This is a genomic window from Streptomyces sp. NRRL S-31 (genome assembly GCF_000718775.1).
Classification (GTDB): Bacteria; Actinomycetota; Actinomycetes; order Streptomycetales; family Streptomycetaceae; genus Streptomyces.
Genome location: NZ_JOCB01000096.1, coordinates 1 through 24,762, shown reverse-complemented (window position 1 = coordinate 24,762; position 24,762 = coordinate 1). Strand labels below are relative to the sequence as shown.

Below are 24,762 nucleotides of genomic sequence, written 5' to 3'. Positions count from 1 at the left end.
TCGGACCCGGTCGCTCCGCCCGGCTCACCCGTAGCGGCCCTCGAACCACGCCCTGACGGCCACCGAGTGCAGCGGGAAGGCGAGGTCCTCGGGCCCGCGCAGCAGGTGCCAGCCCTCGGTCTCGTCCGTGGGACCGGAGGGCGGCAGTCCGGCGGCCGGGCGTTCCGGCAGCAGTCCGAACAGCAGCAGGTGCCCGTCGGGTGAACTCATGGCGTCCGCGAGCCGCACGTCGCGGGCGGCCGCGTCGATGCCGGTCTCTTCCCTGAGCTCGCGTACGACGGCCCGTCTCCAGTCCTCGCGGTCGTCGACGTAGCCGCCGGGCAGGGCCGTGCCCCCGCGCGCGGGGGCCACGGTTCGGGTGATGACGACCAGGGCCGCGCCCTCGCTGTCGTACACGGGCTGGAGCGCGACCGCGACCGGCAGCGGATTGCGGTAGGCGACGGTCCCGCAGGACGGGCAGGTGCGCGGCCAGCCGGAGATGCCCTCTCCATAGGGCGCTCCGCAGCTCGAACAGTGGGAATCCGGAGCGGAGTTGGCAGTCGGGTGTTGGGGTTCGGACACGCGCGGACTGTATCCGATCGCAGGAGCGATGTGTTCCGGCAGTGACCCGTCGGGAACGGGCGGATGAGGAAGGGGCGGCATACGAGGGGCGGCCGGAATCACCCCCGTCGGTCCCGGCCGCCCCTCGTGTACCACGACGCCGTCCGGGGCCGTTCGGTTCGCGGGAACGGCCTGCCCGTTTCCGGTCGCCCATGGCACGAGGGCACGCCGGCGCCCACGCTCCGTGACCGTCCGGGAATGCCGCGTGAACGTCTCATGAACCGCGCTCGGGTGTACGCGGGCAGCGCCATCATGCTCCCGTGCACTCCTGGACGGATACTCTCCGCTTCGCCTTCCAGCCGGTGGTCAACCTGAGAACCGGCGCGGTCGCCGCACTGGAGACACTCGCCCGCCCGGAGGCCGGCGACGTCCTGGCCGAGGCCCGCCGCGATCCGGAACTGGACGCCAGGCTGACCGTGTCGGCGCTCCGCGCCGCGGCGCGCAAGGAGACGCTGCTGCCGCTGCATCTGAACGTGTTCGCGGCCACGCTCGCCGACCTGGGCGGTCTCCCCCCTCTGCACGACGCCGTACGCGGGGCCGGGCGGATGCCCTGGGAGGTGACGCTCGACATCGTCCCGCCCTACACGCACGTGCCGCAGCGGGCCCTGCTGGAGGCGGTCGCCTCGCTGCGCGAGCAGGGGTTCCGGATCAGCGCGGACGGCATCGGGGACGGCGACGTACCGCTCCGGCTGCTCACCGACCTCTCCCCCGACCTGGTCAAGCTCGACGCCTCGCTGCTAACGCGGCCGGCGGCGGTGCGGGCGATGCGGACGCTCTGCGAGGAGCTGGGCGCGCTCGTCGCCGTGGAGGGCGTGGAGACCGAGCTCCAGTGCGCGGCGGCCCTGTCGGCCGGCGCGCAGCTGGCGCAGGGCGAGCTGTTCGCACCGCCGGCCCGTATCCCCGTGGCGGACGTATACGTTCCGTTCCTGGCCCCCGTCACTCTGGGTGCGCCCCGCTCGGGGCCGTCGGTGCGGGAGTTCGTCCGGCCCGCCGCCGTACTGCCGCTGACCGCCTCGGCCGGTCGGGTGCGGGCGGTGCTGACCGGTTCCCCGGACCTCTCCGGGGTGCTGCTGGTGGATCCGTCGGGGCGGCCCGTCCGCTCGGTGCACCGTTCCCGTTTCCTGCTGTCGATGTCGGGGCGCTACGGGCACGCGCTCTACGCCGACCGGCCGGCCTTCAAGCTCGGCGACGCGCCGCGCACGGTCGGGGTGGACGCGACGGCCTGGGAGGTGCTGGACGTGGTGGCGGTGGGCGGCCGCGACCGGACCTCCGACGACGTGGCGGTGGTCGACCGACAGGGCCGGTGCGTGGGGGTCGTACGCCTGGCCGACCTGGTGCGGGCGCTGGCCGAGATCCGGGGCGAGGAGGCGGCCGGGCTCAACCCGCTGACCCGGCTGCCCGGGTCGGACGCGATCGTGGGCGAGGTGGACCGGCGGATCTCGAGCGGGCGGGGGTTCGCGCTCAGCTGGCTGGACATCGATCACTTGAAGCAGGTCAACGACGGAGCCGGGTTCGCCGCGGGCGACGAGCTGATCCGCGCGGTCGGCGGCGCGCTCCAGCAGGCGGCGGGACGCGCCCGGGTGGGGCACATCGGCGGGGACGACTTCCTGGTGCTGGCCGACGAGGAGGCGCTGGCTCCGCTGGTGACCGCCGTGCTGGACGCTCCCTGGGCGGCGGGCGGGCGGCCGGTCACGCTGTCGGTGGCGACCGTCGTGTGCGGTCCGGGCAGCGTGAGCGACCACCACCAGGCCGCCGCCCGGCTCGCCCCGCTGAAGAAGGCGGCCAAGGCGCTGCACGGCGGGAGCTGGGTGCTCGGCCGCGCCGGGTTCCCCGGCCATGAGGTCCGGCGCGGCGGCCCGGGCCCGGCCCCCGCCCAGGCCGGGTACGCGGCCGCCGAACCGCGCTGGTGAACGGCCCGTGCCCCTCCCTCCGCCGCGGCGCACGCGCGGAGCAGGGCGGACGGGCCGAGGCCGTGCTCTGCACGGTGTCGCCGGGTCCGCCGGACGCCGGCGGAGGGGCCGGTCCGTGCCGGTGGGTCAGCCCGCGACGGCCCCGCGGCGGTCGGCCGCGTACTCCATCGCGTGCCGGACGAGTCCGATGAGCACCTCCTTGACCGACTCACGGTCACGGGCGTCGGTCAGCACGACCGGCACGTCGTCGTCCAGGTCCAGGGCCTGACGGACGGACGCGGCCGGGTACCGGGGCGCCCCCTCGAAGCAGTTGACGCCGACGAGGAAGGGTATGGAGCGCCGCTCGAAGTAGTCGATGGCGGCGAAGCAGTCCTCCAGACGGCGCGTGTCGGCGAGGACGACGGCGCCGAGCGCGCCCTCGGACAGCTCGTCCCACATGAACCAGAACCGTTCCTGCCCGGGAGTGCCGAACAGGTAGAGCACCAGGTCCTCGCGGAGGGTGATGCGGCCGAAGTCCATGGCCACCGTGGTGGTGTGCTTGCCCTCGACCCCGCTGGTGTCGTCGACCGGCCGCCCGGCCTCGGTGAGCAGTTCCTCGGTGCGCAGCGGCCTGATCTCGCTGACCGCGCCGACGAGGGTCGTCTTGCCCACGCCGAAGCCGCCGGCCACCAGGATCTTGAGCGTGACGGGCTCGACCGGGGACTTGCCGCGCTCAGAACGCCCGAGGATCATCGATCTCTTCTCCTGCTTGATGGGGGTCGGGCGACGGTCGGCCGTAGCCGCCGCCACCGGGGGTTTCGATGACGAGTACGTCGCCGGGGCCGACCTCGGCCGATCCGCTTCCGCCGAGCTCGGTGACCGTGCCGTCGGCCCGCTCCACCCGGTTGGCGCCGAGTGCCCCGGGGGCGCCGCCGGCCATGCCGTACGGCGGCACGCGGCGGTGCTGGGAGAGGGCGGAGACGGTCATCGGTTCGAGGAAGCGGATACGGCGCACGGCACCGTCGCCGCCGCGCCACCGTCCCGCGCCGCCGCTCCCCCGCCGGACGGCGAACTCCTCCAGTCTGACGGGCAGGCGCCACTCCAGGATCTCGGGGTCGGTGAGCCGGGAGTTGGTCATGTGGGTCTGGACCACGTCGGCGCCCGGGAAGCCGTCGCCGGCGCCGGACCCGGAGGCGACGGTCTCGTAGTACTGGTGGTGTTCGTTGCCGAAGGTGACGTTGTTCATGGTGCCGGAGCCCTCGGCCTGGACGCCGAGCGCGGCGTACAGGGCGCCGGTGATGGCCTGCGAGGTCTCGACGTTGCCGGCGACGACGGCGGCCGGTGGTTCGGGAGCGAGCAGGCAGCCGGGCGGCACGACGATGTCCAGGGGCCGCAGGCAGCCGTCGTTGAGCGGGATGTCGTCGGCCACCAGGGTGCGGAAGACGTACAGGACGGCCGCGGTGACGACCGCGTGGGGCGCGTTGAAGTTGGTGTCGAGCTGCGCCGAGGTGCCGGTGAAGTCGATGGTCGCCCGGCGCCCTGCGCGGTCGACGCGGACCTTGACCCGGATGACGGCGCCGGAGTCGGTCTCGTAGGCGTACTCGCCGTCGTCCAGGACGTCGATGACGCGGCGGACGGCTTCCTCGGCGTTGTCCTGGACGTGCCGCATGTAGGACTGGACGACGTCGAGGCCGAACTCCTCGATCATGCGGCGGACCTCGTCGACGCCCTTGCGGTTGGCGGCGATCTGGGCGCGCAGGTCGGCGAGGTTGGTCCGCGGGTCGCGGGACGGGTACGGCGCCTCGGTGAGCAGGCGGCGGGTCTCCTCCTCGCGGAAGCGTCCGTTCTCGGTGAGGAGCCAGGTGTCGAAGAGGACGCCCTCCTCCTCGATGGTGCGGCTGTGGGCCGGCATGGAACCGGGGGCGATGCCGCCGATCTCGGCGTGGTGGCCGCGTGAGGCGACGTGGAAGAGGATCCGCGGCGCACGCTCCGTGTCCGTCGCCCGGTCGGTGTCGAAGACGGGGGTGATGACGGTGACGTCGGGCAGGTGGGTGCCGCCGTGGTACGGGTCGTTGACGGCGTAGGTGTCGCCCGGCCGCAGGGCGGTGCCCCGGCGGCGGATGACCTCCTTGACGCTGGTGCCCATGGAGCCCAGGTGGACGGGGATGTGGGGGGCGTTGGCCACCAGGTTGCCGTCCGGATCGAACAGGGCGCAGGAGAAGTCCAGCCGCTCCTTGATGTTGACGGACTGGGCCGTGGACTCCAGCCGGGCGCCCATCTGCTCGGCGATCGACATGAAGAGGTTGTTGAAGACCTCAAGGAGAACCGGATCGGCTTCCGTGTCGGCGTCGGAACTCTGCGTGACCGCCGTGCGTTCCATGACCAGATGCCCGTCCTCGGTCGCGGCGGCCCGCCAGCCGTCGTCCACGACGGTCGTGGCGCCGGCCTCCGTGATGATCGCGGGGCCGGTGACGGCCTCGCCGGGAGGAAGGGCCTCCCGGCGGTGGAGGGGCGCGTCGCGCCAGGTGCCGCCGGTGTGCAGACGGACGGTGCCGGGCGTGCGGGAGCGGCCCTCGTACGGGGCGAGGGCGGCGAGATCGGGGGGTGCGGTGATGCCGGTGGCTTCGACGGAGAGGGCTTCCACGACGACGGGGCGGTCGAGCGTGAAGGAGTACGTGGACCGATGACGTTCTTCGAAGTCGTGCCGCATGGCGTCGGGCTCGGCCAGCTCGACGGTGAGGGTGGTGTCGGTGCCGTCGTAGCGGAGCTGGGCACGGCGGGTGACGTGGATGCGGTGGTCCGGGACGTCCTCGGCGAGGAGCTCGGCACGCGCGGCGTCCTCCAGGTCGTCGGCGGTCGCGCGGACGCCGGGCATGGCGGCGGCTTCCAGGGGCGCCTCCACGGACTGTTCGCGCATGGCCGTGGTGTCGGCGAGGCCGATGCCGAGCGCCGAGAGTACCCCGGCCATCGGGGGTACGAGGACGGTGCGGATGCCGAGCGAGTCGGCGACCCGGCACGCGTGCTGGCCGCCCGCCCCGCCGAAGGTGGTCAGGGCGTAGCGGGTGACGTCATGGCCCTTCTGGACGGAGATCCGCTTCACTGCGTTGGCGATGTCGGCGACGGCGATCCGGAGGTAGCCCTCGGCCACCTGCTCCGGGGTGCGGTCGTCGCCGGTGTGCGCGTGGATCTCGCGTGCGAGGGCGGTGAACCGGTCGCGGACGAGGCCGGCGTCCAGGGGCTGGTCGCCGCCGGGACCGAACACGGCGGGGAAGTGGGCGGGCTGGATCCGGCCGAGCATCACGTTGGCGTCGGTCACGGTGAGCGGGCCGCCGGCTCGGTAGCAGGCGGGGCCGGGGTCGGCGCCGGCCGAGTCCGGGCCGACCCGGTAGCGGGAGCCGTCGAAGTGCAGCACGGAGCCGCCGCCGGCGGCGACGGTGTGGATGTCCAGCATGGGGGCGCGCAGCCGGACGCCCGCGATCCGGGTGGTGAACACGCGCTCGTACTCGCCGGCGAAGTGGGACACGTCGGTGGAGGTGCCGCCCATGTCGAACCCGATGACGCGGTCGTGGCCCGCGCGCTGCGACATACGGGCCATGCCGACGATGCCTCCGGCGGGTCCGGAGAGGATGGCGTCCTTGCCGCGGAACCGCCCGGCCTCCGTCAGCCCGCCGTTGGACTGCATGAACATCAGCCGCACGCCCCGCAGCTCCTCGGCGACCTGCCGCACGTAGCGGCGCAGCACGGGCGAGAGGTAGGCGTCCACCACGGCGGTGTCCCCGCGGGGCACGAGCTTCATCAGCGGGCTGACCTCGCTGGACAGCGAGATCTGCGGGAAACCGACGCGGGCCGCGAGTTCCCCGACGGCTCGCTCGTGGGCGGGGTGGAGGTGGCTGTGCAGGCAGACGACGGCGACCGCGCGGATCCCGTCGTCGTACGCCTCGCGCAGGGGGCCGGCCAGGGCGTCCAGGTCGGGGACGCGCAGGACGGTGCCGTCGGCGGCGACGCGTTCGTCCACCTCGACGACCCGTTCGTGGAGCAGCTCGGGCAGCTCGATACGGCGGGCGAAGATGCGGGGGCGGTTCTGGTAGGCGATGCGCAGGGCGTCGCGGAAACCGCGGGTGACGACCAGGAGGGTGCGCTCGCCCTTGCGTTCCAGCAGGGCGTTGGTGGCGACCGTGGTGCCCATGCGGACGGCCTCCACGGGTTCCCGGGAGTCGCCGAGCAGCTCGCGCACCCCGGCCACGGCGGCGTCGGCGTACCGCGCCGGGTTGTCGGAGAGCAGTTTGTGCGTGAGCAGCCGGCCGTCCGGGCGACGCGCGACGATGTCCGTGAAGGTGCCGCCTCGATCGACCCAGAACTGCCAGCCAGTCACGTCCCTACCCCGCTCTCGCGCCGGTCACAGCGCCCGGAGGCCGTTGATCACGTCGCGCAGAATACTCTCGTCCGGGAGCTCCGCCGGGGGCACCGGGCGGGTCACGTGGACGAGTTCGGCGTGCACCAGGTCACCGATGAGGACGCGGACCACACCGATAGGCAGGTCGAGTTCCGCCGCGAGTTCGGCGACCGACTGCGGCTCGTCCCGGCACAGCCCGACGATGTCCACGTGTTCGGGGGACAGTGTCGGGTCCGTTTCCGGGTCGCCGGCGTCGGGCTCGGTGACGACCACCGCGATCACGTCGAGGCGGTGCTGGCCCGCGCTCGTGGTGCGGCCGCGCGTCATGGCGTACGGCCGGACCACCGGCCCGGCCTCGTCGTCGAACCAGTGGTTTCTTCGCTGACCCTCTCCGCTCATGTCATCCCACTACCCGCCTGCGGGCAGATCGGTGCGCGGGGCGGTGCCCAGATGCGCGCCGACCCGCTTGACCAGGAGCGTCATCTCGTAGGCGACCTGTCCGACGTCGGAGTCGGCGTCCGAGAGGACCGCGAGGCAGCTGCCGTCGCCGGCGGCGGTGACGAAGAGGAAGGCACCGTCCAGCTCGACCACGGTCTGCCGGACTCCGCCCGCGTCGAAGTGGCGTCCGACGCCCTTGGCGAGGCTGTGGAAGCCGGACGCCACGGCGGCCAGATGCTCGCTGTCCTCCCTGGTCAGATCCTTGGACACGCCGGTCGCCAGTCCGTCGCCGGACAGGATGACGGCCTTGCGGATGCTGGCGACCCGGTCGACGAGTTCGTCCAGGAGCCAGTTCAGCTCGCCGTTGCCCGTCGTCGTGTGGCCGGTGGCCTTCGGTGCGGTCATCGACCGTCCCCCTTAGTCGTTCCTTGTGCTGTGCCGTTCCGGGCCTGGTCGCCCGCGGCGTTCTCCTCCCGGCCGCGCTGCCAGCCGCGCTGGAGCGAGGCCATCCGGCTGCGCACCTCCTCGGCATCGCGGTCGGCCAACTGGTCCGCCCGCTCGGCGCGCCGTTCGGTGGTCTGCCGGAGCTGGGGGGCCAGGCTGGCCTGGCGTACGCGCCGGGGCAGCGGTCCGGCGCCCGGCTCCGGGGCCCGGTCACCCGCGGGTGCCGACGGGCCGTGGTGCGGTGCCGTGTCCGCCGGTGCCCCGGTGCCCGGCGCCTTGGTCCGGGTGCGCCGGGGCAGGGCCGGGGCTCCGGGTGTCTCGCGGTCGCTCTCGGCGGGGGTCGCGGCGCGGTCCTCGGCCCCGTCGGTGAGCCCGGTGGGGCGCCGGGAGGCGGTACCGCGGCGGCGGGCGGGCAGCGGGGCCGGTCCGCCCGGGTCGCCGCCCTGCGGTGCGGCGGAGGGTCCCGGGGCCGCCGGAGTGCCGCGGCGGGGCCGCTGGCCGGTGACGGGCTTGCCGTGTGAGCTGACCAGCTTGGGCGTCTGCCGCCGGGGCAGCGGCACGGGTCCGGGTCCGCCGCCCGCCTCGCCCGGCTGCCGGTCGGCCTGGGGCTCGCCGCCGCCGGACCGGGGCCGGCGGCGGCGGAAGAGACCGCCGCGCTCGCTGTCCTCGTCCTGGAGGGCGCCGGGGAAGTCGTCCAGCGCGTCGAGGTCGACGGGCGCCTCCAGCTCGACCGGGCCGTCCAGCAGGGAGGTCGGCAGGCCGGGCAGCTGAAGGGGGGCCGGGGCCCGTCCGGCGGCAGGTCCCAGGGCCTGTTCCGCGCCCTGCGCCGGGCGGGGCCGGTCGAGCCGGAAGCCGACGCCGTTGGTGTCGGGGACGTCGTCGGTCAGCAGCGCGTCGGGGATGAACACCACGGCGGTGGTGCCGCCGTAGGGCGACGGCTGGAGGGAGACCCGGACGTTCTGGCGCTGGGCGAGGCGGCTGACCACGAACAAGCCCAGCCGGTCGGTGTCGGAGAGTTCGAACTCGGGAGTCTCGGCGAGGCGCAGATTGGCGTCCAGGAGCGCTTCGGCCGTCATGCCCAGGCCCCGGTCGTGGATCTCCAGGGTGAAGCCGTTGGCGACCCGCTCGCCGATGACCTGCACGGCGGTGTGCGGGGGCGAGAAGACCGTGGCGTTCTCCAGGAGTTCGGCCACGAGATGGGTGAGGTCGGCGACGGCGGGCCCGGTGACGGCGACCCGCGGCAGGCGCCGGACCTCGATGCGCTCGTAGTCCTCGACCTCGGCGACGGCGGCACGGACGACGTCCATCAGCTGTACGGGGCGGCGCCACTGCCGGGAGGGCGCGGCACCGGAGAGGATCACCAGGCCCTCGGCGTGCCGGCGCATCCGGGTGGTGAGGTGGTCCAGGCGGAACAGGTCGGCGAGTTCGTCGCTGTCCTCGGTCCGGCGTTCCATGCTGTCGAGCAGGGTGAGCTGCTTGTGCAGCAGCACCTGGCTGCGGCGGGCGAGGTTGACGAAGACCTCGGAGACACCGGCCCGCAGTTCGGCCTGTTTGACGGCGGCCTCGACGGCGGCGCGCTGGAGGGTGTTGAGGGCCTGTCCGACGTCGCCGATCTCGTTCTTGTCGTACTCCAGGCGCGGCACCTCGGTCTCCACGTCGACCTGTTCGCCCGCGGACAGCCGGCGCATCACGCTGGGCAGCCGGACACCGGATGCCTCGTGTGCCTCCAGGCGGAGCTGGCGCAGGTCGCGGATGAGGGAGCGGCCGACCCGGACGGAGAGGACGACGGAGACGAGGAGCGCCACCAGGCCGAGGAGGCCGGTGGCGGCCGCCTGGACGATGACGCCCACGGCCACGGGGCGCAAGCGGTCCTGGAAGCGGTCGCCCGCCTGGTCGTCCAGGTCGCCGAGCTCGTCCAGGACGGTCGCCGCGGTGGTGTCCCAGCTCTTCGCGGTGACGTCAGGCGGGGCGGAGGAGGAGTCCGCGGCGATGACGGTCTGTTCGGCCACGCGCAGCGGGGCGGTGGTGGCGTTCTTCCAGAAGCGTTCGTAGCGGTCGCGCTCCGCGGGGGGCAGCAGTGGGAGGCTGATGTCGTACAGCAGGGTGCGCTGGGCGACGAGGTCGGAGATGTCACGGCTCTCGTCCCGGGTGAGCCGGCCGACGACGAGGGAGGAGCCGAGCAGGGCGTCCTCGCGGGAGAGCAGCTCGCGGGCGCGGGTGACGTTGACCAGGGCGCGGGCCTGCTTGTCTGCCTCGACGTCGTCGATGCCGTCGAGTGCGGCGAGCAGGGCGTAGCAGGGGTCCACGAGGCGGTTGTAGAGGTCGAGTGCCTGGGCGCGGGTGACGGTGCCTTCCTCGACGCTGCGGCGCAGAGAGTCCAGGCCGTCGAAGGCGTCCAGGACGGCGGTGAGGTGTTCGCCGTCGTCCGGGTCCATCTCGGAGCGGACGTCCCCGTCCCGGGCGCTCTCTCGGATCACGGTGATCGCCCGGTCGGTCGCGGCGCGGGTGCGGTGCAGCGCGGCGAGGGCGTCTGAGGCCCGCGGGTCGGCGAGGTAGACGAGCGTCTGGCGGCGTTCCTGCTGGAGGACGCGGACGGTGTCCTCGGCGGGGTAGCCGACGTCCTCGATCACGTCGGACACCCGGAAGAGCTGGGCGACTTCGCGGCCCGAGAGCACCGTGACGAGGCCCCAGACTGCGGTCAGGGACACCAGCGGCACGAGAAGCAGCGCCACGATCTTCCGGCGGATCGACTTCCCGCGAAAGCGCATGGCCTCCCCCAGCTCGACCCCCTCCGGCCGGGGGTGCTCATGTCCTTCAGCAGACGGCGCGAGCCTACTACCGCCTCACAGTTATCTCGAAGGCATGTCCGGAGGGTGAACTTCCGCGCCGCAGGCGAGACATGGCGAGTTGTCCGGGCATGGGGGGAGATTGTCACCGCGTTCCGGAGGGCCTGGTCCGGCCGGTGCCGCCCTCGTCCACGGCCGGTTGGCCGGATTTCTTCGCCGCCGGGGAATCTTCACGCGGCCTCGTTCGTCCTTCTTCATGGGTGATGGGGGCGGATGGGGCCACAGGAGCCGTATCCCGCGCCCCGGCGGCGTAAAGCAACGCAAGCCGGGCAGCCACTGGGGAGTCGGTGTCTTCGGACACCGGGGCGAGCGGTCTGCCGGCGGTGGGGAGTGACACGGTGATGGGCTCGACGGAGCGACGCGGGGCGTCCGGGAGAAGCATGACGGAGCGCTCGCAGACGGGACGGGGCCGGATGGAGCCGCATCGCGGCGTTCCGGCGCCGCAGTACGGCGGGGAGTTCGGCGGTGACGAACAGCGGCGGGACGCGCGGGCGTTGTGGATCGAGGAGCCCGCGCGCCGGCATCCGCTGCCCGATCCGGTGCGGGCCGCGGCGGTGCGGGCCGTCATCGTCATGGCGTTGACGCTGGTCCAGGCGATGGCGGCGTTCCTGTGCACGCTGGCCGGCTCCTGGCTGGCACTGCCGATGGTGATCAGCGGTGTGGCGAGCACGGTCGTGGCCACGTGGGCCGTGGTCGACGTCTGGGTGACCCGCCAGGTGTGGAACCAGCGGTACGGCGTGGTCTCCGAGCCGAGCAGCACGGCCCGGGCCCTGCGCCGGGAGCGGCGGGCGCGCCGCCGTCAGGACCGGGCGGCCCTGCGGGAGCAGGAGCGGATACGCCGGCGCGGCGGGGCGGGGCAGCTCTCGCACTCCTGACCCCGGCCGGCGGCGCGGGCCGGACGTGTCCCGGCAGCCGGGGGGTCAGCGGCCGGTCGGACACTTGACCGTTTCGTTAGCATGGTGTCTCGCATGGCGCACTGTTCAGTGCTGTGCGCAACAAGGTCCGGGCGTGAGGATCATCGCGTCGAGGGCTTGCCGCGGTCGCGACCCGACCGGCCCGGCACATGGTGAGAGTAGAGCCCATGCCCCGCACGCAGCAGCAGTCCGACCGTCCGGAGCAGACCGGGAGCCCCGGTACTCCGGAGCGGCAGACCGGTCGCGCGGCGGCGAGTGCGGTGCAGTCGGTGGACCGCGCGGTGAGCGTGCTGGAGATCCTCGCCCGGCACGGCGAGGCGGGCGTCACCGAGATCGCACAGGAGCTGGACGTCCACAAGTCCACGGCGTTCCGGCTGCTCGGCGTGCTGGAGAACCGCGGCCTGGTGGCCCAGGCCAAGGACCGCGGGAAGTACTACCTGGGAGCCGGCGTACTGCGCCTGGCGGGAGCGGCGGCAGTGCGCCTGGAGATCTCCCAGGAGGCCGTCCCGGTCTGCCGGGAGGTCGCCGACGAACTGGGCGAGACGGTCAACCTCGCCGTGCTCGACGAGGACGCGGCGGTCAACATCATGCAGGCCCGTGGCACGGCGTCCGTGACCGCGCAGAACTGGCTGGGCAGACGCACCCCGCTGCACGCCACCTCCAGCGGCAAGGTGCTCCTCGCGCACCTGTCGCCGCCCCTGCGCGAGGGCCTGCTGGCACGGCCGCTGCCGCGGTTCACCGACCGTACGGTCACCGGTGCCGCCGTGCTGCGCGCCGAACTGGAGACCGTGGTCCGGCAGGGGTACGGCGTCACCGTCGAGGAGCTTGAGCCGGGCCTCGCTGCCGTCGCGGCGCCGGTGCGCGCGCACGACGGCGAGGTGATCGCGGCGATCAGCGTGTCGGGCCCGGTGTACCAGCTCGACGCCGACCGGCTGCCGAAGGTGGCCGAGCGGACGGTCGCGGCGGGCACCGAGCTGTCCCGCCGCATGGGGTACGGCTTCTGACCCGGGGCGACCGGTGCGCGCCGTTCGCGACGCACAGCGCGATGCGCGTCACCGGCCGCTCGCCACGGCCTCCTGATCAGCTGGTGGTCGGTGCCGGCTTCCTGAACATCCGGGTCGCCGTGATCTCGCTGCGCACCGTCTCCCCCGCCTGTGGCTGCTGGGGCAGGCCCGGCCGCAGGTGTTCCTCCACGCTGATGTACTTCAGGCCCGCCCTGAGGTCCGCGTCGTTGCGCAACCGGATGACCAGCGGGAACTCCGCGAGGGCGGTCGTGTCGAACAGGCCGGTGGTGTACAGCAGCTGCACGCCCAGGGCGTCGGACACGGCCCGCTGGAGCTCCAGCAGATAGGTGGCGTTGGCCCGGCCGATCGGGTTGTCCAGGAAGAGCGTGCCGGCGTGCCGGTGCTTGTCCCGGCCGCGGTCGTTGGACCGCAGCGCGGCCATCGTGCAGTACAGGGCGATAGCGGCGGTGAGCAGCTGGCCGCCGGAGAACACGTCGCCCATCTGGCCGACGGGAACGCGCTCGGCGCGCAGCACGGCGTCGGGCTTGAGGATCTCGACGGCCACGCCCTTCGGCTGGAGGGCCGCCGCGACGCCCCGCAGCAGCAGGGACATGCCGTCGCGGCGCAGATCGGAGTTCTTCTTGACGGCCGCGCGCGTGGCCTCGTCGATGACCTCGCCGAGCCGTTCGACGAGCGTGGCGTGGTCGGGCTCCTCGAAGCGGATGCGCAGGAACTCCTGCCCGGACCACTCGCCGAGCCCCTCCGGCAGCCGGGAGAGCCGCTGCGCGGACCGGAGCGTGGCGAGGGCCGACTCCACGAGACCGCGCAGCCGGTCCACGATCGAGTCGCGGTTGCGCTCCAGCTGGGCCAGCTCGTCCGTCAGCACACGCAGCCGGGGCGCGAACGCGTCCGCCCACTTCTGGGCGTGCTCGGGCAGCGCGGCGGCGGGCAGTTCCCGGATCTGCTGCCGGGCGGGGGTGCGGACCTGCTCGTACCGCGTGGAGTTGGCGTGCCGGACAAGGACGTCGCTCGCCTCCCGCACGGCCGCCTCGGCGGCGGACAGGTCGGCGGCGCAGCCGCGCAGCGAGCGGCGGGCCTCGGCGGCGGAGTGCCGGGCCTCCTCCAGGGTGCCCGGGTACGGCTCCGGCTCCTCCTGCTCCTCCTCGGGCGCCTGTTCCCGCAGCAGGTCGCGGAGCATTGCGGCGATCTCGTCGAAGCCGCCGGCCGCGTCCTCGGCGGCGCGGTGGGCGTCCAGCAGCTCCGCGTGGGCCTCGCGGGCCTCGGCCAGCGCCTCGGTGCGGGCGGCGAGTTCGGTGGTGGCGGTGCGCAGCAGTGCCTGGGCGTGCTCGGCGTCGCGCGGGAGGAGGTCCTCGGGCAGCTCGGTGTGGGCCTCACCGTCCTCGGGCGCGTGCCGTTCCGCCTCGCCACGCAGCCGGCCGAGCTGCTCGCTCGCGGTGGACATCCGGGTCTCCAGCAGTTGCACCAGTTCCTCCGCGCGCGCGGCGGCGGCCTGCCGGGAGGGGCCGTCCGAGCCGTCGGGTGACTGGAGCAGCTGCTCGGCGCGGGTGCGGACCTTGTTGCTGAGCCGGTCCAGTTCGGCCCGGGCGGCGCTCTCGTCGCTCTCCGCGCGGGCCTGCTCGGCGCGCAGGTCGGCGCCGACGCCGACCTTCTCGTACACCTGCGAGGCGGCCCGGTAGGCCTCGCGGAGGGCGGGCAGGGAGGTCTGCGGGGCGTCCGTGTCCTCGACGGGTACGTCGTCGGGGGCGCCGGCGATCTCGGACCGCTCGGCGCGCAGGGCTCGTGCGGTCCGGCGGGCGTCGTCGGCGGCGCGCTGGGCGGCGCGGCGGTCCTCGTCGGCGGCGCGGGCGCGTTCCAGGCAGGTCTGCGCGCGGGCCTCGGACTCGGCGGCCTCGTCGGCGAGTTCGCGCAGTTTCACCTGCCAGCCGGCGCGCTCGCGCAGGCGGAAGGCGAGGCCGGCCAGGGCGTCGGCGGCCCGGCGGGCCTTCTGCGCGACCTCCTGCCGCTCGTCGCGGACATGCGCGGCCTCGGCCGCGACCTCGTCGGCCTCGGCGCGCGCGGTCCGCGCCTCGGCGAGTTCGGCCTCGGTCTCCTCGGCGAAGGCGCGGGCCTCCGCGGCGGCCCGGGCCAGCTCGGTGAGGCGCCCGGCGGGGCAGCCGGTACGCCAGGAGGCGAGCCGCGCGGCCAGTTCGCGGTCCTTGCCGAGGCGGGCGGCGAGGGCGCGGATCTCCTCGTCGCGCTCGGTGGCCCGGGTGCGCAGTGCCTGGCGTTCCTCGTCGGCGGCGTGCTCGTCGTGCATGGCCGGGTTCGGCGGGACGAGGAAGACGTCGCCGGGGCCGGCGGCGGCGTCGGCCGGGGTCGGGGCGAGCAGGGCGGCGGCCGTGCCGACGGCGACGGCGGAGCGCGGCAGCAGGGCGGCGTCGCTCAGCGCCTCCCGGGCGCGCGCGTGCGTGTCCGGGTCGGTGATGATCACGCCGTCGACCAGCTCGGGGCGGGCGGCGAGCACCCGCGCGTGGTCGGCCGGGTCGACGGCCTGCGCGAGGTAGCGCCAGCCGGGCAGCGCCGGGATGCCGTGCTCGCCCAGGAACTCGACGGTGGCCAGGACGTCCGGGCCGGGCGGCAGCAGTCCGCCGTCGCCGAGGGCGCCGAGGATGCGGGCGTCGTCGGCGGCGGCGGTGCGCAGGTCGAACAGGTGGCGTTCGGCGGTGGCGACGGCGTTGTCGAGGAGTTCGCGCAGTTCGTCGGCGACGCGGTCGAGTTCCTCGGGCGTGAACGCGCCCTCGCCGGCGGCGCGGGGGTGGTGCCCGGGTGCCGGGGCGGTGTCGTCCGCTCCGCTGCGGGGTCCGGGCACGCGCACGGTGCCGGGTGTGCCCGGCAGGCTCAGCAGCGCCGCCAGCCGCTCCTCGGCGGCCAGTGCCTCGGCGAGGCGCCGCTCGGCCTCGTGGGACCGCTCGGCCGCGGTCGCCGCGTCCGCCGCGCGGGCCGCCGTCAGCTCGGCACGGGACTCGGCGGAGGCCGCCTCGCGCGCGTGCTCGGTGGCCTTGCGGGCGGCCTCGCGAGCGGCGTCCCAGGCGGCCACGGCGGTCTTCTCGGCGTCGCTGGCGGCGAGCGCGGCGCGCGCCGGGTCGGCGTCCGGGGCGCTGTCGTCCAGCCAGCCCGCGCGGACCGCCTCGGCGGTCTCCTGCTCGACCTCGGCGAGCCGCTGGCGCAGGTGCCCGGCCTCGCTGCGGGCCCGCTGCGCGTCGGTGGCGGCGGAGGTGGAGTCGCGGTAGGCGGAGTCGCCGGCCTCCTGGAGGGCGGCGGATCGCTCCTCCTCCTCGTTGGCGAGGGCCTCGGCGCTCGCGGCGGCGGTGTGCAGGGCCCGTACGAGGTCGACGGCGGCCCGGGCGCGGGCGGCGAGCGCGGGGGCCGCGTCCCGTTCGGCCTCCTGGATCGCGGCGGACACGCGCGCGACGCGGTCGGCGGCGGCCCGGTGCCGCAGCACGGCCTCGGCGGCCTGCCAGGCGGAGTGCAGGGTGCGGGCGTCGGCCAGTTCGCGCTTCTGCGCGGCGGCGGACTTCTCGGCGGCGGCGAGGGCCAGCGAGGCGTGCCGGTAGGCGAGTTCGGCGGCGATCAGGGCACTGCGCGCGCGGGCGTCCTCGGAGTGCGTGACGGCGTACGCGGCGGCCGTGACCCGCTGGGCGAGGTCGGCGGCCCGGACGCGTTCCCGCACGGCCCGCGCGGACAGCCGCCGGGCCAGCGTGCGGGTCCGGCGCTCGGCGCCCGCGTGGACGTCCCGCGCGCGGGCGCGCGTTCCGGACGCCTCCACGATCCGGCCGAGCAGGTCGGCCGAGCCGGCGGTGAAGTCCCGTTCGGCGATCAGTTCGGCGCGTCGGCCGAGCTTGTTGCCGAAGCCGCTGACGAGGTCGGCGAGGCCGTCGGTGTCGCGGGTGTCGGTGACGGCGCGCAGCAGCAGGTCGGTGAAGTCGGAGTCCTTCTTGACCGCGAAGAGACCGGCCGCCTCACCCTCGTCGGCGTTCATCTCGCGCTGGTAGCGGAAGAGTTCGGGGTCCAGGCCCAGCTCGCCGAGGTGCTCGATCCACCGGTCGTGGATCTCCTCCCAGTGCACCTCCAGGTGCGGGTACGCCTTGCCGGCGTCCATGAGGGCGTCGCGGAAGCCCTTCATCGTGCGGCGGCGGCCGTGCGCGCCGGAGGTGCCCTCGGCGGACGGCCGTACGGCGGTGGCCTCGGCGACGGGCAGGCTGTCCAGGCTGAGGCCGGGTCCGGGCCGGAAGGAGTACCAGGCTTCGGCGAACTTCCGCGGGTCGTTGGAGACCTGCCGTCCGCGCCACTCGCTGACCTTGCCGACGACCACGCACTCGCCGGTCTGCACGTGCTGCCACTCCAGCGCCACATGGCCGCAGTCGTCGGCGAGCAGGAACTTGCGCAGCACGCCGGAGCTGGCACCGCCGAGGGTGTTGCGGTGGCCCGGCAGCATCACCGAGAAGATCAGCTTGAGCAGGACGGACTTCCCGCCGCCGTTCTCCAGGAACAGCACGCCGGCGGGCGCGGGCCGGCGGGGCGGGCCGGACGGCTCCTCCGCGAAGAACTCCGCCTGCGTGGGCGCCGGGTCGGGCACGGGCTCGCCGACCCCCCGCAGGTCAAGCACGGTGTCGGCGTAGCGCGCACCGGCGGGACCGATCGAGTAGAGGCGGACCCGGGACAGCTCGTACATGGCGGACTCTCGTAAGTCTGGTGAAAGGTGCGGTGGTTCGGGTGCTGGCGGAGCTACGTCGGCGGCGGGGCCGTCAGGAGTGGAACGGCAGCCCGGCGTCGGCCACCAGGTCGAGGTCGTCGGTGTCCTCGGCGGGCAGCAGGCTGGCCGTGCCGTCGGTGACCGGGACGACGCCCAGCTCCAGCAGTTCGGCCAGGGCGGCGGCGCCGGCCATGTCGCGGACCTGGAGCTGGTAGCGGGCGGTGGTGCGGTAGGTGCCGCCGCTCTCGTCGCCGGTGCGTTGCAGGAAGCCGGATTCGGTGAGGAAGGCCAGGGCCTTGGCCACGATGCCGGTGGTGGAGGCGGCCGGCCGGCGGGCGTCCTTGGTGGCGCCGGTGGCGCTGCGTCGGGCCCAGATCCGCCAGGCGGACTCCAGGCCGGGCGCGCCCGTCGCCGGGTCGGTGTTCTCGCCCTGTTCCTCGGCGCGCTCCTCCAGCCGGCGGCAGGCCTGCCGGACGAAGGCGTCGACGCCGTTGACGGTGACCCGGCCGATGTAGGAGTCGTCGGCGAGGTCCTCGGGGCGCGGGAACGCCAGCGCGGCGGCCGCGAGGTGGGCGAGGCCGTGCAGGAAGCGGTCGCCGGAGTCGGCGGCGGCGCGCCGCGCGTAGTCGCCCATGCGGACGGCGAACGCGGAGTCCTCGGCGGCGGTCACGGCCATCCCCGCGCGCGGGGACACCTCCAGCACGACGAGCCCGAGGCCGGCGGCGACGGCGTCCGCGAGCCGGGCGAACGCCGGGTCGTCGCGGTGGCGGCGCAGCAGCTCGGTGTACTCCTGGTCGCGCGCGGGCGCCAGTTTCGGCTGGAGCCCGAAGGCGACGAGCCGCGCCGCGTCGGCGGCGTCGGCGGGGGTGACGGCGGAGCCCGCCGGCGCGGCGGCAGGCTCGGTCTCGCTCCACTCGACGTGCTCGGTCACGGGTTGGGCTCCTTGTCGCGCTCTTGCTTCGTCATGCTGCTTCCGTCCGGTCCGCGGCCATCCCGGCCGCGTCCAGCAGCGCGGTGCCCACGATGAGGTCCGCCCCGCCGAACTCGGGATCGTCCAGTTCGGTGCCGTCGTCCACGGCGAACAGCAGCTTCTCCTCGCCCTGGCGGTAGGCGGTGCCGACGGCGGGACTGGCCGCGTGGACGGCCAGCAGCGCCACCAGGTACGCCAGGTCCGGGTCACCGCTCCGCCGGGCCTCGGCGAGCAGCCCGGACAGCCGGCGCGGCGCGTCGGCGGGCAGGTCCAGCAGTTCCGTCGCCGCGGCGAGCTGTTCCTCGCTGAACCGGCTGTCGTCCGGCGTCGCGATCAGGTCGGGCTCGGGCATCTCCGCGCCCAGGTGCTCCCGCTCCACGGGCGGCGTCAGGAGTATGTCGACCAGGTCCGCGACCCGGACGGAGACCGGAGTGCGCAGTCCGGTGCCGTGCGCGAAGAAGGCGTCCGTGACGTGGATGGCCTGTTCCAGGGGCAAGGGCAGGACGGGGGCGACGAGATGGCCGTAGAGGTCGATGCCGGAGGTGGTCGCCGGCGTGGCGAAGGCCTGCCGGTCCTGTTCGGCGCGGAACAGCGGGCCCGCCTCCAGCAGGCGGGACTGGAGCTGGGTGTGGCGCCGGATGCAGTCCTTGACGATGTCGACCAGTTCGGCGGCACGGCGCTTGTGCCCGGGCTCCTCGGTCTCGTCGCGGGCCTTGCGGATGTTGGTGAGGATGGCGTTCTCGTGGCGGTAGCGCTCGGCCACGTGGTCCAGGGCCTCGGCGATCATGTCGGGGATGGCACCGAGCCAGTCGACCGCGCGGACGTTGCGCCGGGTGGCGTCCAGGGCCCGGCGTAGGGTCTCGGAGTACTGCACCGTGCGGTAGCGGGCCTGTTCGGCGGCGAGCTGGGCGTCGGCGAGCCGGCCGCGGCTGATCAGCACCTCCAGCTTGACCTCGGCGGCGATCTGGGCGCTGGTGACGTCCGTGTCGAGGGCGCCGACCAGGACGTTGACCGCCTCGTCGGTCGTCCGCAGGTACACCGTGCCGCCGGGGCCGGGAACCTCCTCGATCAGCTTGAAGTCGTAGTCGCGCCGGACGTACGTGCCGTCCGGCGCGAAGGTGCCGTAGACCGCGCGGAAGCCGCGGTCCACGCTGCCGACGTTGATCAGGTTCTCCAGGACCCAGCGGGCCACGCGCTCGTGTTCGGCGGCGGGCCGGTGCGGGGCCTGGGCGGCGATGCGCGGCACCAGCCGGGCCACGATCTGCTCGTGGTCGGCGCCGGTGTCGAAGTCCATGTTCAGCGTGACCAGGTCGATGGCGGCCAGCGCCACCTCGGCCATCCCGTACACCGAGTACTCACCGGCCAGGTTGGCCTTGCGCGCGTCCAGGTCGTGCAGCGGCGCGGTGCACGCGAGCGCGCGCAGCCGGCGTGCCAGCCCCTCGTCGGCGGCCGGACCCGGAGCGGGGCGCGGTCCCGCGCTGAGCTGGGGCGGAGCGCTGTCCGTCGATGCAGGCGAAGTCACGGTGCACAGACTAGGTCCTGGGTCTGACATCGACCCAAACGGACCCAGAAGCGACGGCCGTCACAGAAGCTCAAGACGCGTCGGCCGCGTCCTCCCCCACCCGCCGCCGGTACACCTCCACGACGCGCTCCAGGGAGTCCGCGAGGTAGGTCGCCAGCCGGCGTTCCGCGCCATGCCGGTCGCCGGCCTCAAGGGTACGCAGGATGTCACGGTTGCGGGCGAGGTACGGCTCGTGCAGCCGGCGCGGGTCGTCCACGACGTGGAAGGCGAGCCGCAGTTCGGCGAAGACGCTGCGCATCAGCTCGTCGGTGCGCTCGCTCCCGGCGAGGGCGACCAGCTCCCGGTGGAAGTGGATGTTGGCGGTGCCCAGCGCTTTCCAGTCACCGTCGACGGCCGCGCGCTCCCCCTCGGCGACCGCCGCGGCGAGCCCCTGGAGCGGGTACGGCGGCTCGCCCAGACCGCGGACGACGGCGCACTCGACCAGCGCGCGCGTGCGGTGGATGTCCTCCACGTCCTCGACGGTCAGGACCCGTACGAACACGCCCCGGTTGAGTTCGTGGACCAGCAGCCGCTCGTGCGTGAGCAGCCGGAACGCCTCGCGCAGGGTGTTGCGGGAGACGCCGAGCGCCCCGCCGATGGCGTCCTCCGACAACCGGGTGCCGGGCGGGAAGTAGCCCTCGGAGATGCGGCTCCTGAGGATGTCCGAAACACGCTCCGCGGTGCTCGTACGGCCCAGGAGGACGCGGTCGCCGGCCAGTCCCGTCAGCTGCTCTGCCATGCCCGGAATTCAAGCGCAGACACCAGGACGAGACAACGTGGGTATTGAAGGATCGTTGAACGATCCCCTACGGTGCTCCGCACGGCTCACTCCCCCGCACCCTCCGTCCCCCTTCTGCGAGGTGCCCATGAGCACACCCCCTCCGCCCCGCCCCGCGCCCTCCGCCGACACGCGCCGGGCGCGCGGTGAACAGGTCGCCGAGGACGGCGCGTTCGACTGGCTGCGCGCCCTCGGCCCGCGCGGCCGACGGGCGTTCGCCGGAGCTTTCGGCGGATATGCCCTGGATTCCTACGACTACTTCACGCTGCCGCTGAGCATGGTGGCGCTCTCGGCGTACTTCGGCCTCGACAGCGGCCAGACCGGCCTGTTCACCACCGTCACCCTGGTGGTGTCGGCGGTCGGCGGCGCCGTGGCGGGCGTGGTCGCGGACCGGGTCGGCCGGGTCCGGGCCCTGATGATCACGGTGATCACGTACGCCGTCTTCACCGTCGCCTGCGGCTTCGCGCCCACCTACGAGACGCTGCTGCTCTTCCGCGCCCTCCAGGGGCTCGGTTTCGGCGGCGAGTGGGCGGTCGGCGCGATCCTGGTCGCCGAGTACGCGAGCGCGCGCCACCGGGGCCGGACGCTCGGCGCGGTGCAGAGTTCCTGGGCGGTCGGCTGGGGACTGGCGGCGGTCGTCTACACGCTGGTCTTCTCCTTCGCCGGCGACGACCTGGCCTGGCGGGTGATGTTCTGGACGGGGGCGCTGCCGGCGCTGCTCGTGGTGTGGCTGCGGCGCCGGGTGCACGACGCCCCTGCGGCGACGGCGGCCCGCGAACAGGACCCGCGGCGCGGCTCGTTCGCGGCCGTCTTCCGCCCGGGCCGGGACGGCGCCCCGGGCCTGCTGCGCACCACGGTCTTCGCGAGCCTGCTGTCGACGGGCGTCCAGGGCGGCTACTACACCCTGGCGACCTGGGTGCCGACGTACCTGAAGTCCGAGCGCGGTCTGTCGGTCGTCGGCACCGGGGGCTACCTGGCCCTCCTGATCTCCGGCGCCTTCCTCGGCTACCTGACCGGCGGTCTGCTCACCGACCGGCTCGGCCGGCGGGCCAACATCTGGCTGTTCGCGCTGCTGTCGGCGGTGTGCGTCCTGGCGTACGCCGACATCCCGCAGGGCGCCGACGCCCTGCTGCTGGTGCTCGGTCTCCCGCTGGGCTTCTGCATGTCGGCCATCTTCAGCGGCTTCGGCTCCTACCTGAGCGAGCTGTACCCGACGGCGGTGCGCGGTACCGGGCAGGGGTTCACGTACAACACGGGCCGCGCGGTGGGCGCGGTCTTCCCCACGCTGGTGGGCTTCCTCGCGGACAGCTGGGGCGTCGGCGGCGCGCTGGTCTTCGGCGCGGCCGGCTACGGTCTCGCCGCGCTGGCCCTGCTCGGGCTGCCGGAGACGCGGGGGAGGGAGCTGGGGTGACGCGGGCGCACCGGACCGGGGGGCGTCCCGGCGCCGGGCGGGACCGGCCGCTCCCGCCCCGGCCCTTCGCCGGACGCCTCCGAGAAACCGTTTCTGTACTGGCAGACCGTTCCCGGAACCGGAGACACGAGAACACATGACCGCGATCGATCTGAACGCCGACCTCGGTGAGGGCTTCGGCCGCTGGCGGCTGACCGACGACGAGCGACTGCTGTCCGTCGTCACGAGTGCCAACGTGGCCTGCGGCTTCCACGCGGGCGACGCGGCCACCATGCGCCGGGTGTGCGAACGGGCGGCCGAGCGGGGGGTGACGATCGGCGCGCAGGTCTCCTACCGGGACCTGGCCGGTTTCGGGCGGCGCGCGATGGACGTGCCGTCCGCCGAGCTGGCGGCCGAGGTGGCCTACCAGATCGGTGCCCTGGAGGTGTTCGCGCGGGCCGCCGGCGCGCGCGTGGCGTACGTCAAGCCGCACGGCGCGCTCTACAACCGGGTCGTGCACGACGCGGAGCAGGCGGGCGCGGTGATCGAGGGCGTGCGCCTGGCCGGCTCCGCGCTGCCGGTCCTGGGCCTGCCCGGCTCACGGCTGCTGGAGCTGGCCGCCGAGGCGGGGCTGCCGGCCGTCCCGGAGGCGTTCGCGGACCGCGCGTACACCGACGCGGGCACACTGGTGCCGCGCGGCCGGGAGGGGGCCGTGGTGACCGACCCGGACACCGTCGTCGAGCGCTCGGTGGGCCTCGCGCGCTCCGGAGCGGTGATCGCGCACTCCGGCGCGCGGATCGAGGTGCGCGCCCGCTCGTTGTGCCTGCACGGCGACACGCCCGGCGCGGTCGGCCTGGCCCGCCGGGTGCGCGAGCGGCTGGTGGCGGCGGGCGTGCGGGTGGAGGCGTTCGCGTGAGGGCGCTCCCCGTCGGCGACGAGGCGCTGCTCGTCGAGGTGGCCTCGGCGGCGGAGGCCCAGGCCCTGCACGCCGAGCTGCTGCGGCGCCGCGCGGCCGGCGCGCTCACCGTCCGCGAGATCGTGCCGGCGGCCCGGACCGTCCTGCTCGACGGCCTGGCCGACCCGGCCCGCTGGGCGGCGGAACTGACCACCACGCGGGTGCCGGAAGCACCCCCGCGCGCGCGAGAGGTGATCGAACTGCCCGTGCGCTACGACGGCCCGGACCTCGGGGCGGTCGCCGGGCACTGGGGAGTCACCGAGCGGGAGGCGGCCCGCGTCCACGCCGGCACCGAGTTCACGGTGGCCTTCTGCGGGTTCACCCCCGGCTTCGGCTACCTCACCGGGCTGCCGGACCGCTACGACGTCCCGCGCCGCGCCACTCCGCGCACCGCGGTCCCCGCCGGTGCCGTCGCGCTGGCCGGGCCGTACACGGGTGTGTACCCGCGCTCCTCGCCGGGCGGCTGGCAGCTGATCGGCACGACGGACGCGGTCCTGTGGGACCACGCGCGCGTGCCGGCCGCGCTGCTGGCACCGGGGGCGCGGGTGCGGTTCGTACCGGTGGAGGGCGGGTGAGCGGCTCCTCCGCGCGCGTGGGCGCCGCACAAGCGCGGGGCTCCGTACCCGCCGTACGGATACGCGGCGCCACCCCGGCGCCGGGTGCCGTCACGCCGGCACCCGGCGCCCTCACGCGGGCGCGCGCCGCTGTCGTACCGGCGGCCGTGCCCGGGGAGGACGCATGACCGACCGTGCGCTCGTCGTCGTGCGCGCCGGGGCCCTGACCACCGTGCAGGACCGTGGGCGGCCGGGGTACGCGCACCTCGGCGTGCCCCGCTCCGGGGCTCTCGACCCGGCCGCGGCGGCGCTGGTGAACCGGCTCGTCGGCAATCCGGCGGACGCCGCCGTCCTGGAGACCACCCTCGACGGCTGTGCGCTGCGCCCCCGCTCCACGGTGACGGTCGCGGTCGGCGGCGCGCCCTGCCCGGTGACGGTGGACGGTCGTCCCGCCGCGTGGGGCGCCCCGGTCCTGGTGCCGGCGGGTGCGCTGCTGGAGGTGGGGGCGGCGACGGCCGGCGTACGCGGCTACCTCGCGGTCTGCGGCGGCGTCGCCGTGCGGCCGGTCCTCGGCAGCCGCGCCACCGACCTGCTGTCCGGCCTCGGACCGGCCCCGCTCGCGGACGGCATGGTGCTGCCGCTGGGCGCCCCGGCCGGTCCGCCCGCGCGCGTGGACGGCGTGCCGCAGCCGCGTCCGCCCGCCGAACTCGTGCTCCGGGTGACCCTCGGCCCGCGTGACGACTGGTTCACGGCACAAGCGGTCCGTGACCTCACCACGCGCGCGTACCGGGTCGCCGCGGCGAGCAACCGCATCGGGCTGCGCACCGAGGGGCCCGCACTGGCGCGGGCCCGGCCCGGTGAGCTGCCCAGCGAGGGCGTGGTCCTCGGCGCGGTGCAGGTGCCGCCGGACGGGCGCCCGGTGGTCTTCCTCGCGGATCATCCGACCACCGGCGGCTACCCGGTGATCGCGGTGGTCCGCGCCGCAGACCTGCCGGCCGCCGCGCAGGCCCCGCCGGGCACTCCGGTCAGGTTCGTGCCGGTGCGACGCCGCCGGGCCCCCCGTCCGTGACGGCACCCTCCGCCACGGCCGCGGGCGCCCCCACGGTCACGCTCTCCCCGGTGCGGTGTCCCCCGCGCGGGACCGGACCGCCGGAGGGATCCGACGCGGCGGGGCTCCCCACGGCGTGCCGCCGCCCGGACCCGGCACCGCCGGGGGCCGGCGGCAGGGCCACGAGCGCCGCGGAGACCGCTGCCGACGCGCGCAGGCCCAGCC

17 protein-coding genes are annotated in these 24,762 nt (G+C 74.8%); 7 read left to right on the top strand and 10 right to left on the bottom strand.

The annotated features are described in order from the left end of the window. Window positions 1-24: 24 nt before the first annotated feature. Window positions 25-561, bottom strand: coding sequence for an NUDIX domain-containing protein (locus tag IF37_RS0130660; RefSeq protein WP_030749837.1), 537 nt, complete (start codon window positions 559-561; stop codon window positions 25-27). A 299-nt stretch (window positions 562-860) separates the two neighbouring features. On the opposite strand from IF37_RS0130660, the gene IF37_RS0130655 reads away from it, so the two are divergent. Further along, window positions 861-2,510, top strand: a complete 1,650-nt coding sequence (locus tag IF37_RS0130655) for a GGDEF domain-containing protein (protein ID WP_030749834.1) — start codon at window positions 861-863, stop codon at window positions 2,508-2,510. Window positions 2,511-2,636: 126 nt separating this feature from the next. Here IF37_RS0130655 and IF37_RS0130650 read toward each other — a convergent pair whose 3' ends face one another. Genes IF37_RS0130650 through IF37_RS0130630 form a run of 5 tightly spaced genes read right to left on the bottom strand, consistent with a single transcriptional unit; the run spans window position 2,637 to window position 10,532 of the window. Then, complete coding sequence (locus IF37_RS0130650; protein WP_030749831.1) at window positions 2,637-3,242, bottom strand: ATP/GTP-binding protein; 606 nt, start codon at window positions 3,240-3,242, stop codon at window positions 2,637-2,639. Next, the gene (locus tag IF37_RS0130645; protein WP_030749828.1) at window positions 3,223-6,861 is read right to left on the bottom strand and encodes a hydantoinase B/oxoprolinase family protein; all 3,639 of its coding nucleotides are present in this window, start codon (window positions 6,859-6,861) and stop codon (window positions 3,223-3,225) included. Before IF37_RS0130645 ends, IF37_RS0130650 begins: the two co-directional genes overlap by 20 nt. 24 nt (window positions 6,862-6,885) lie before the next feature. Further along, the gene (locus tag IF37_RS0130640) at window positions 6,886-7,281 is read right to left on the bottom strand and encodes a DUF742 domain-containing protein (protein WP_030749826.1); all 396 of its coding nucleotides are present in this window, start codon (window positions 7,279-7,281) and stop codon (window positions 6,886-6,888) included. A gap of 9 nt (window positions 7,282-7,290) precedes the next feature. Further along, the gene (locus IF37_RS0130635; protein WP_030749823.1) at window positions 7,291-7,725 is read right to left on the bottom strand and encodes a roadblock/LC7 domain-containing protein; all 435 of its coding nucleotides are present in this window, start codon (window positions 7,723-7,725) and stop codon (window positions 7,291-7,293) included. Beyond that, entirely contained in the window at window positions 7,722-10,532 is a 2,811-nt protein-coding gene (locus tag IF37_RS0130630) for a nitrate- and nitrite sensing domain-containing protein (protein ID WP_030749820.1), read from the bottom strand. Before IF37_RS0130630 ends, IF37_RS0130635 begins: the two co-directional genes overlap by 4 nt. 458 nt (window positions 10,533-10,990) lie before the next feature. On the opposite strand from IF37_RS0130630, the gene IF37_RS0130625 reads away from it, so the two are divergent. Both IF37_RS0130625 and IF37_RS0130620 read left to right on the top strand, forming a co-directional pair. Next, window positions 10,991-11,485, top strand: coding sequence for a hypothetical protein (locus tag IF37_RS0130625; RefSeq protein WP_367647134.1), 495 nt, complete (start codon window positions 10,991-10,993; stop codon window positions 11,483-11,485). A 299-nt stretch (window positions 11,486-11,784) separates the two neighbouring features. After that, on the top strand, window positions 11,785-12,528 hold the full coding sequence (locus IF37_RS0130620) for an IclR family transcriptional regulator (protein WP_030749815.1): 744 nt from the start codon (window positions 11,785-11,787) through the stop codon (window positions 12,526-12,528). A gap of 76 nt (window positions 12,529-12,604) precedes the next feature. Here IF37_RS0130620 and IF37_RS0130615 read toward each other — a convergent pair whose 3' ends face one another. From IF37_RS0130615 to IF37_RS0130600, 4 genes are all read right to left on the bottom strand, one after another. Further along, entirely contained in the window at window positions 12,605-17,260 is a 4,656-nt protein-coding gene (locus IF37_RS0130615) for a hypothetical protein (protein WP_030749812.1), read from the bottom strand. A gap of 73 nt (window positions 17,261-17,333) precedes the next feature. Next, entirely contained in the window at window positions 17,334-18,212 is an 879-nt protein-coding gene (locus IF37_RS0130610) for a hypothetical protein (RefSeq protein WP_030749809.1), read from the bottom strand. 31 nt (window positions 18,213-18,243) lie between these two features. Beyond that, window positions 18,244-19,773 (bottom strand): hypothetical protein, encoded by a 1,530-nt coding sequence (locus IF37_RS0130605; RefSeq protein WP_030749806.1) that lies wholly within the window; start codon window positions 19,771-19,773, stop codon window positions 18,244-18,246. A gap of 70 nt (window positions 19,774-19,843) precedes the next feature. Beyond that, window positions 19,844-20,551 carry a GntR family transcriptional regulator gene (locus tag IF37_RS0130600; RefSeq protein ID WP_030749802.1) on the bottom strand — a complete coding sequence of 236 codons (708 nt, stop codon included), beginning with the start codon at window positions 20,549-20,551 and terminating at the stop codon, window positions 19,844-19,846. Window positions 20,552-20,678: 127 nt separating this feature from the next. Between IF37_RS0130600 and IF37_RS0130595 the strand changes: the two genes are divergently transcribed. From IF37_RS0130595 to IF37_RS0130580, 4 genes are all read left to right on the top strand, one after another. Then, the gene (locus IF37_RS0130595) at window positions 20,679-22,001 is read left to right on the top strand and encodes an MFS transporter (protein ID WP_030749799.1); all 1,323 of its coding nucleotides are present in this window, start codon (window positions 20,679-20,681) and stop codon (window positions 21,999-22,001) included. A 136-nt stretch (window positions 22,002-22,137) separates the two neighbouring features. Further along, complete coding sequence (gene pxpA, locus IF37_RS0130590; protein ID WP_030749796.1) at window positions 22,138-22,896, top strand: LamB/YcsF family protein; 759 nt, start codon at window positions 22,138-22,140, stop codon at window positions 22,894-22,896. Then, window positions 22,893-23,510 carry an allophanate hydrolase subunit 1 gene (locus IF37_RS0130585; protein ID WP_030749793.1) on the top strand — a complete coding sequence of 206 codons (618 nt, stop codon included), beginning with the start codon at window positions 22,893-22,895 and terminating at the stop codon, window positions 23,508-23,510. The genes pxpA and IF37_RS0130585 overlap by 4 nt, the downstream gene beginning before the upstream one ends. 163 nt (window positions 23,511-23,673) lie before the next feature. Continuing rightward, window positions 23,674-24,558, top strand: coding sequence for a biotin-dependent carboxyltransferase family protein (locus IF37_RS0130580; protein ID WP_030749790.1), 885 nt, complete (start codon window positions 23,674-23,676; stop codon window positions 24,556-24,558). Window positions 24,559-24,762: the final 204 nt, after the last annotated feature.

Coding starts and splice junctions, on each gene's coding strand:
- IF37_RS0130615 (WP_030749812.1), bottom strand. CDS start 17,260: ATGTACGAGCTGTCCCGGGTCCGCCTCTACTCGATCGGTCCCGCCGGT.
- IF37_RS0130580 (WP_030749790.1), top strand. CDS start 23,674: ATGACCGACCGTGCGCTCGTCGTCGTGCGCGCCGGGGCCCTGACCACC.
- IF37_RS0130600 (WP_030749802.1), bottom strand. CDS start 20,551: ATGGCAGAGCAGCTGACGGGACTGGCCGGCGACCGCGTCCTCCTGGGC.
- IF37_RS0130640 (WP_030749826.1), bottom strand. CDS start 7,281: ATGAGCGGAGAGGGTCAGCGAAGAAACCACTGGTTCGACGACGAGGCC.
- IF37_RS0130650 (WP_030749831.1), bottom strand. CDS start 3,242: ATGATCCTCGGGCGTTCTGAGCGCGGCAAGTCCCCGGTCGAGCCCGTC.
- IF37_RS0130630 (WP_030749820.1), bottom strand. CDS start 10,532: ATGCGCTTTCGCGGGAAGTCGATCCGCCGGAAGATCGTGGCGCTGCTT.
- pxpA (WP_030749796.1), top strand. CDS start 22,138: ATGACCGCGATCGATCTGAACGCCGACCTCGGTGAGGGCTTCGGCCGC.
- IF37_RS0130595 (WP_030749799.1), top strand. CDS start 20,679: ATGAGCACACCCCCTCCGCCCCGCCCCGCGCCCTCCGCCGACACGCGC.
- IF37_RS0130635 (WP_030749823.1), bottom strand. CDS start 7,725: ATGACCGCACCGAAGGCCACCGGCCACACGACGACGGGCAACGGCGAG.
- IF37_RS0130625 (WP_367647134.1), top strand. CDS start 10,991: ATGACGGAGCGCTCGCAGACGGGACGGGGCCGGATGGAGCCGCATCGC.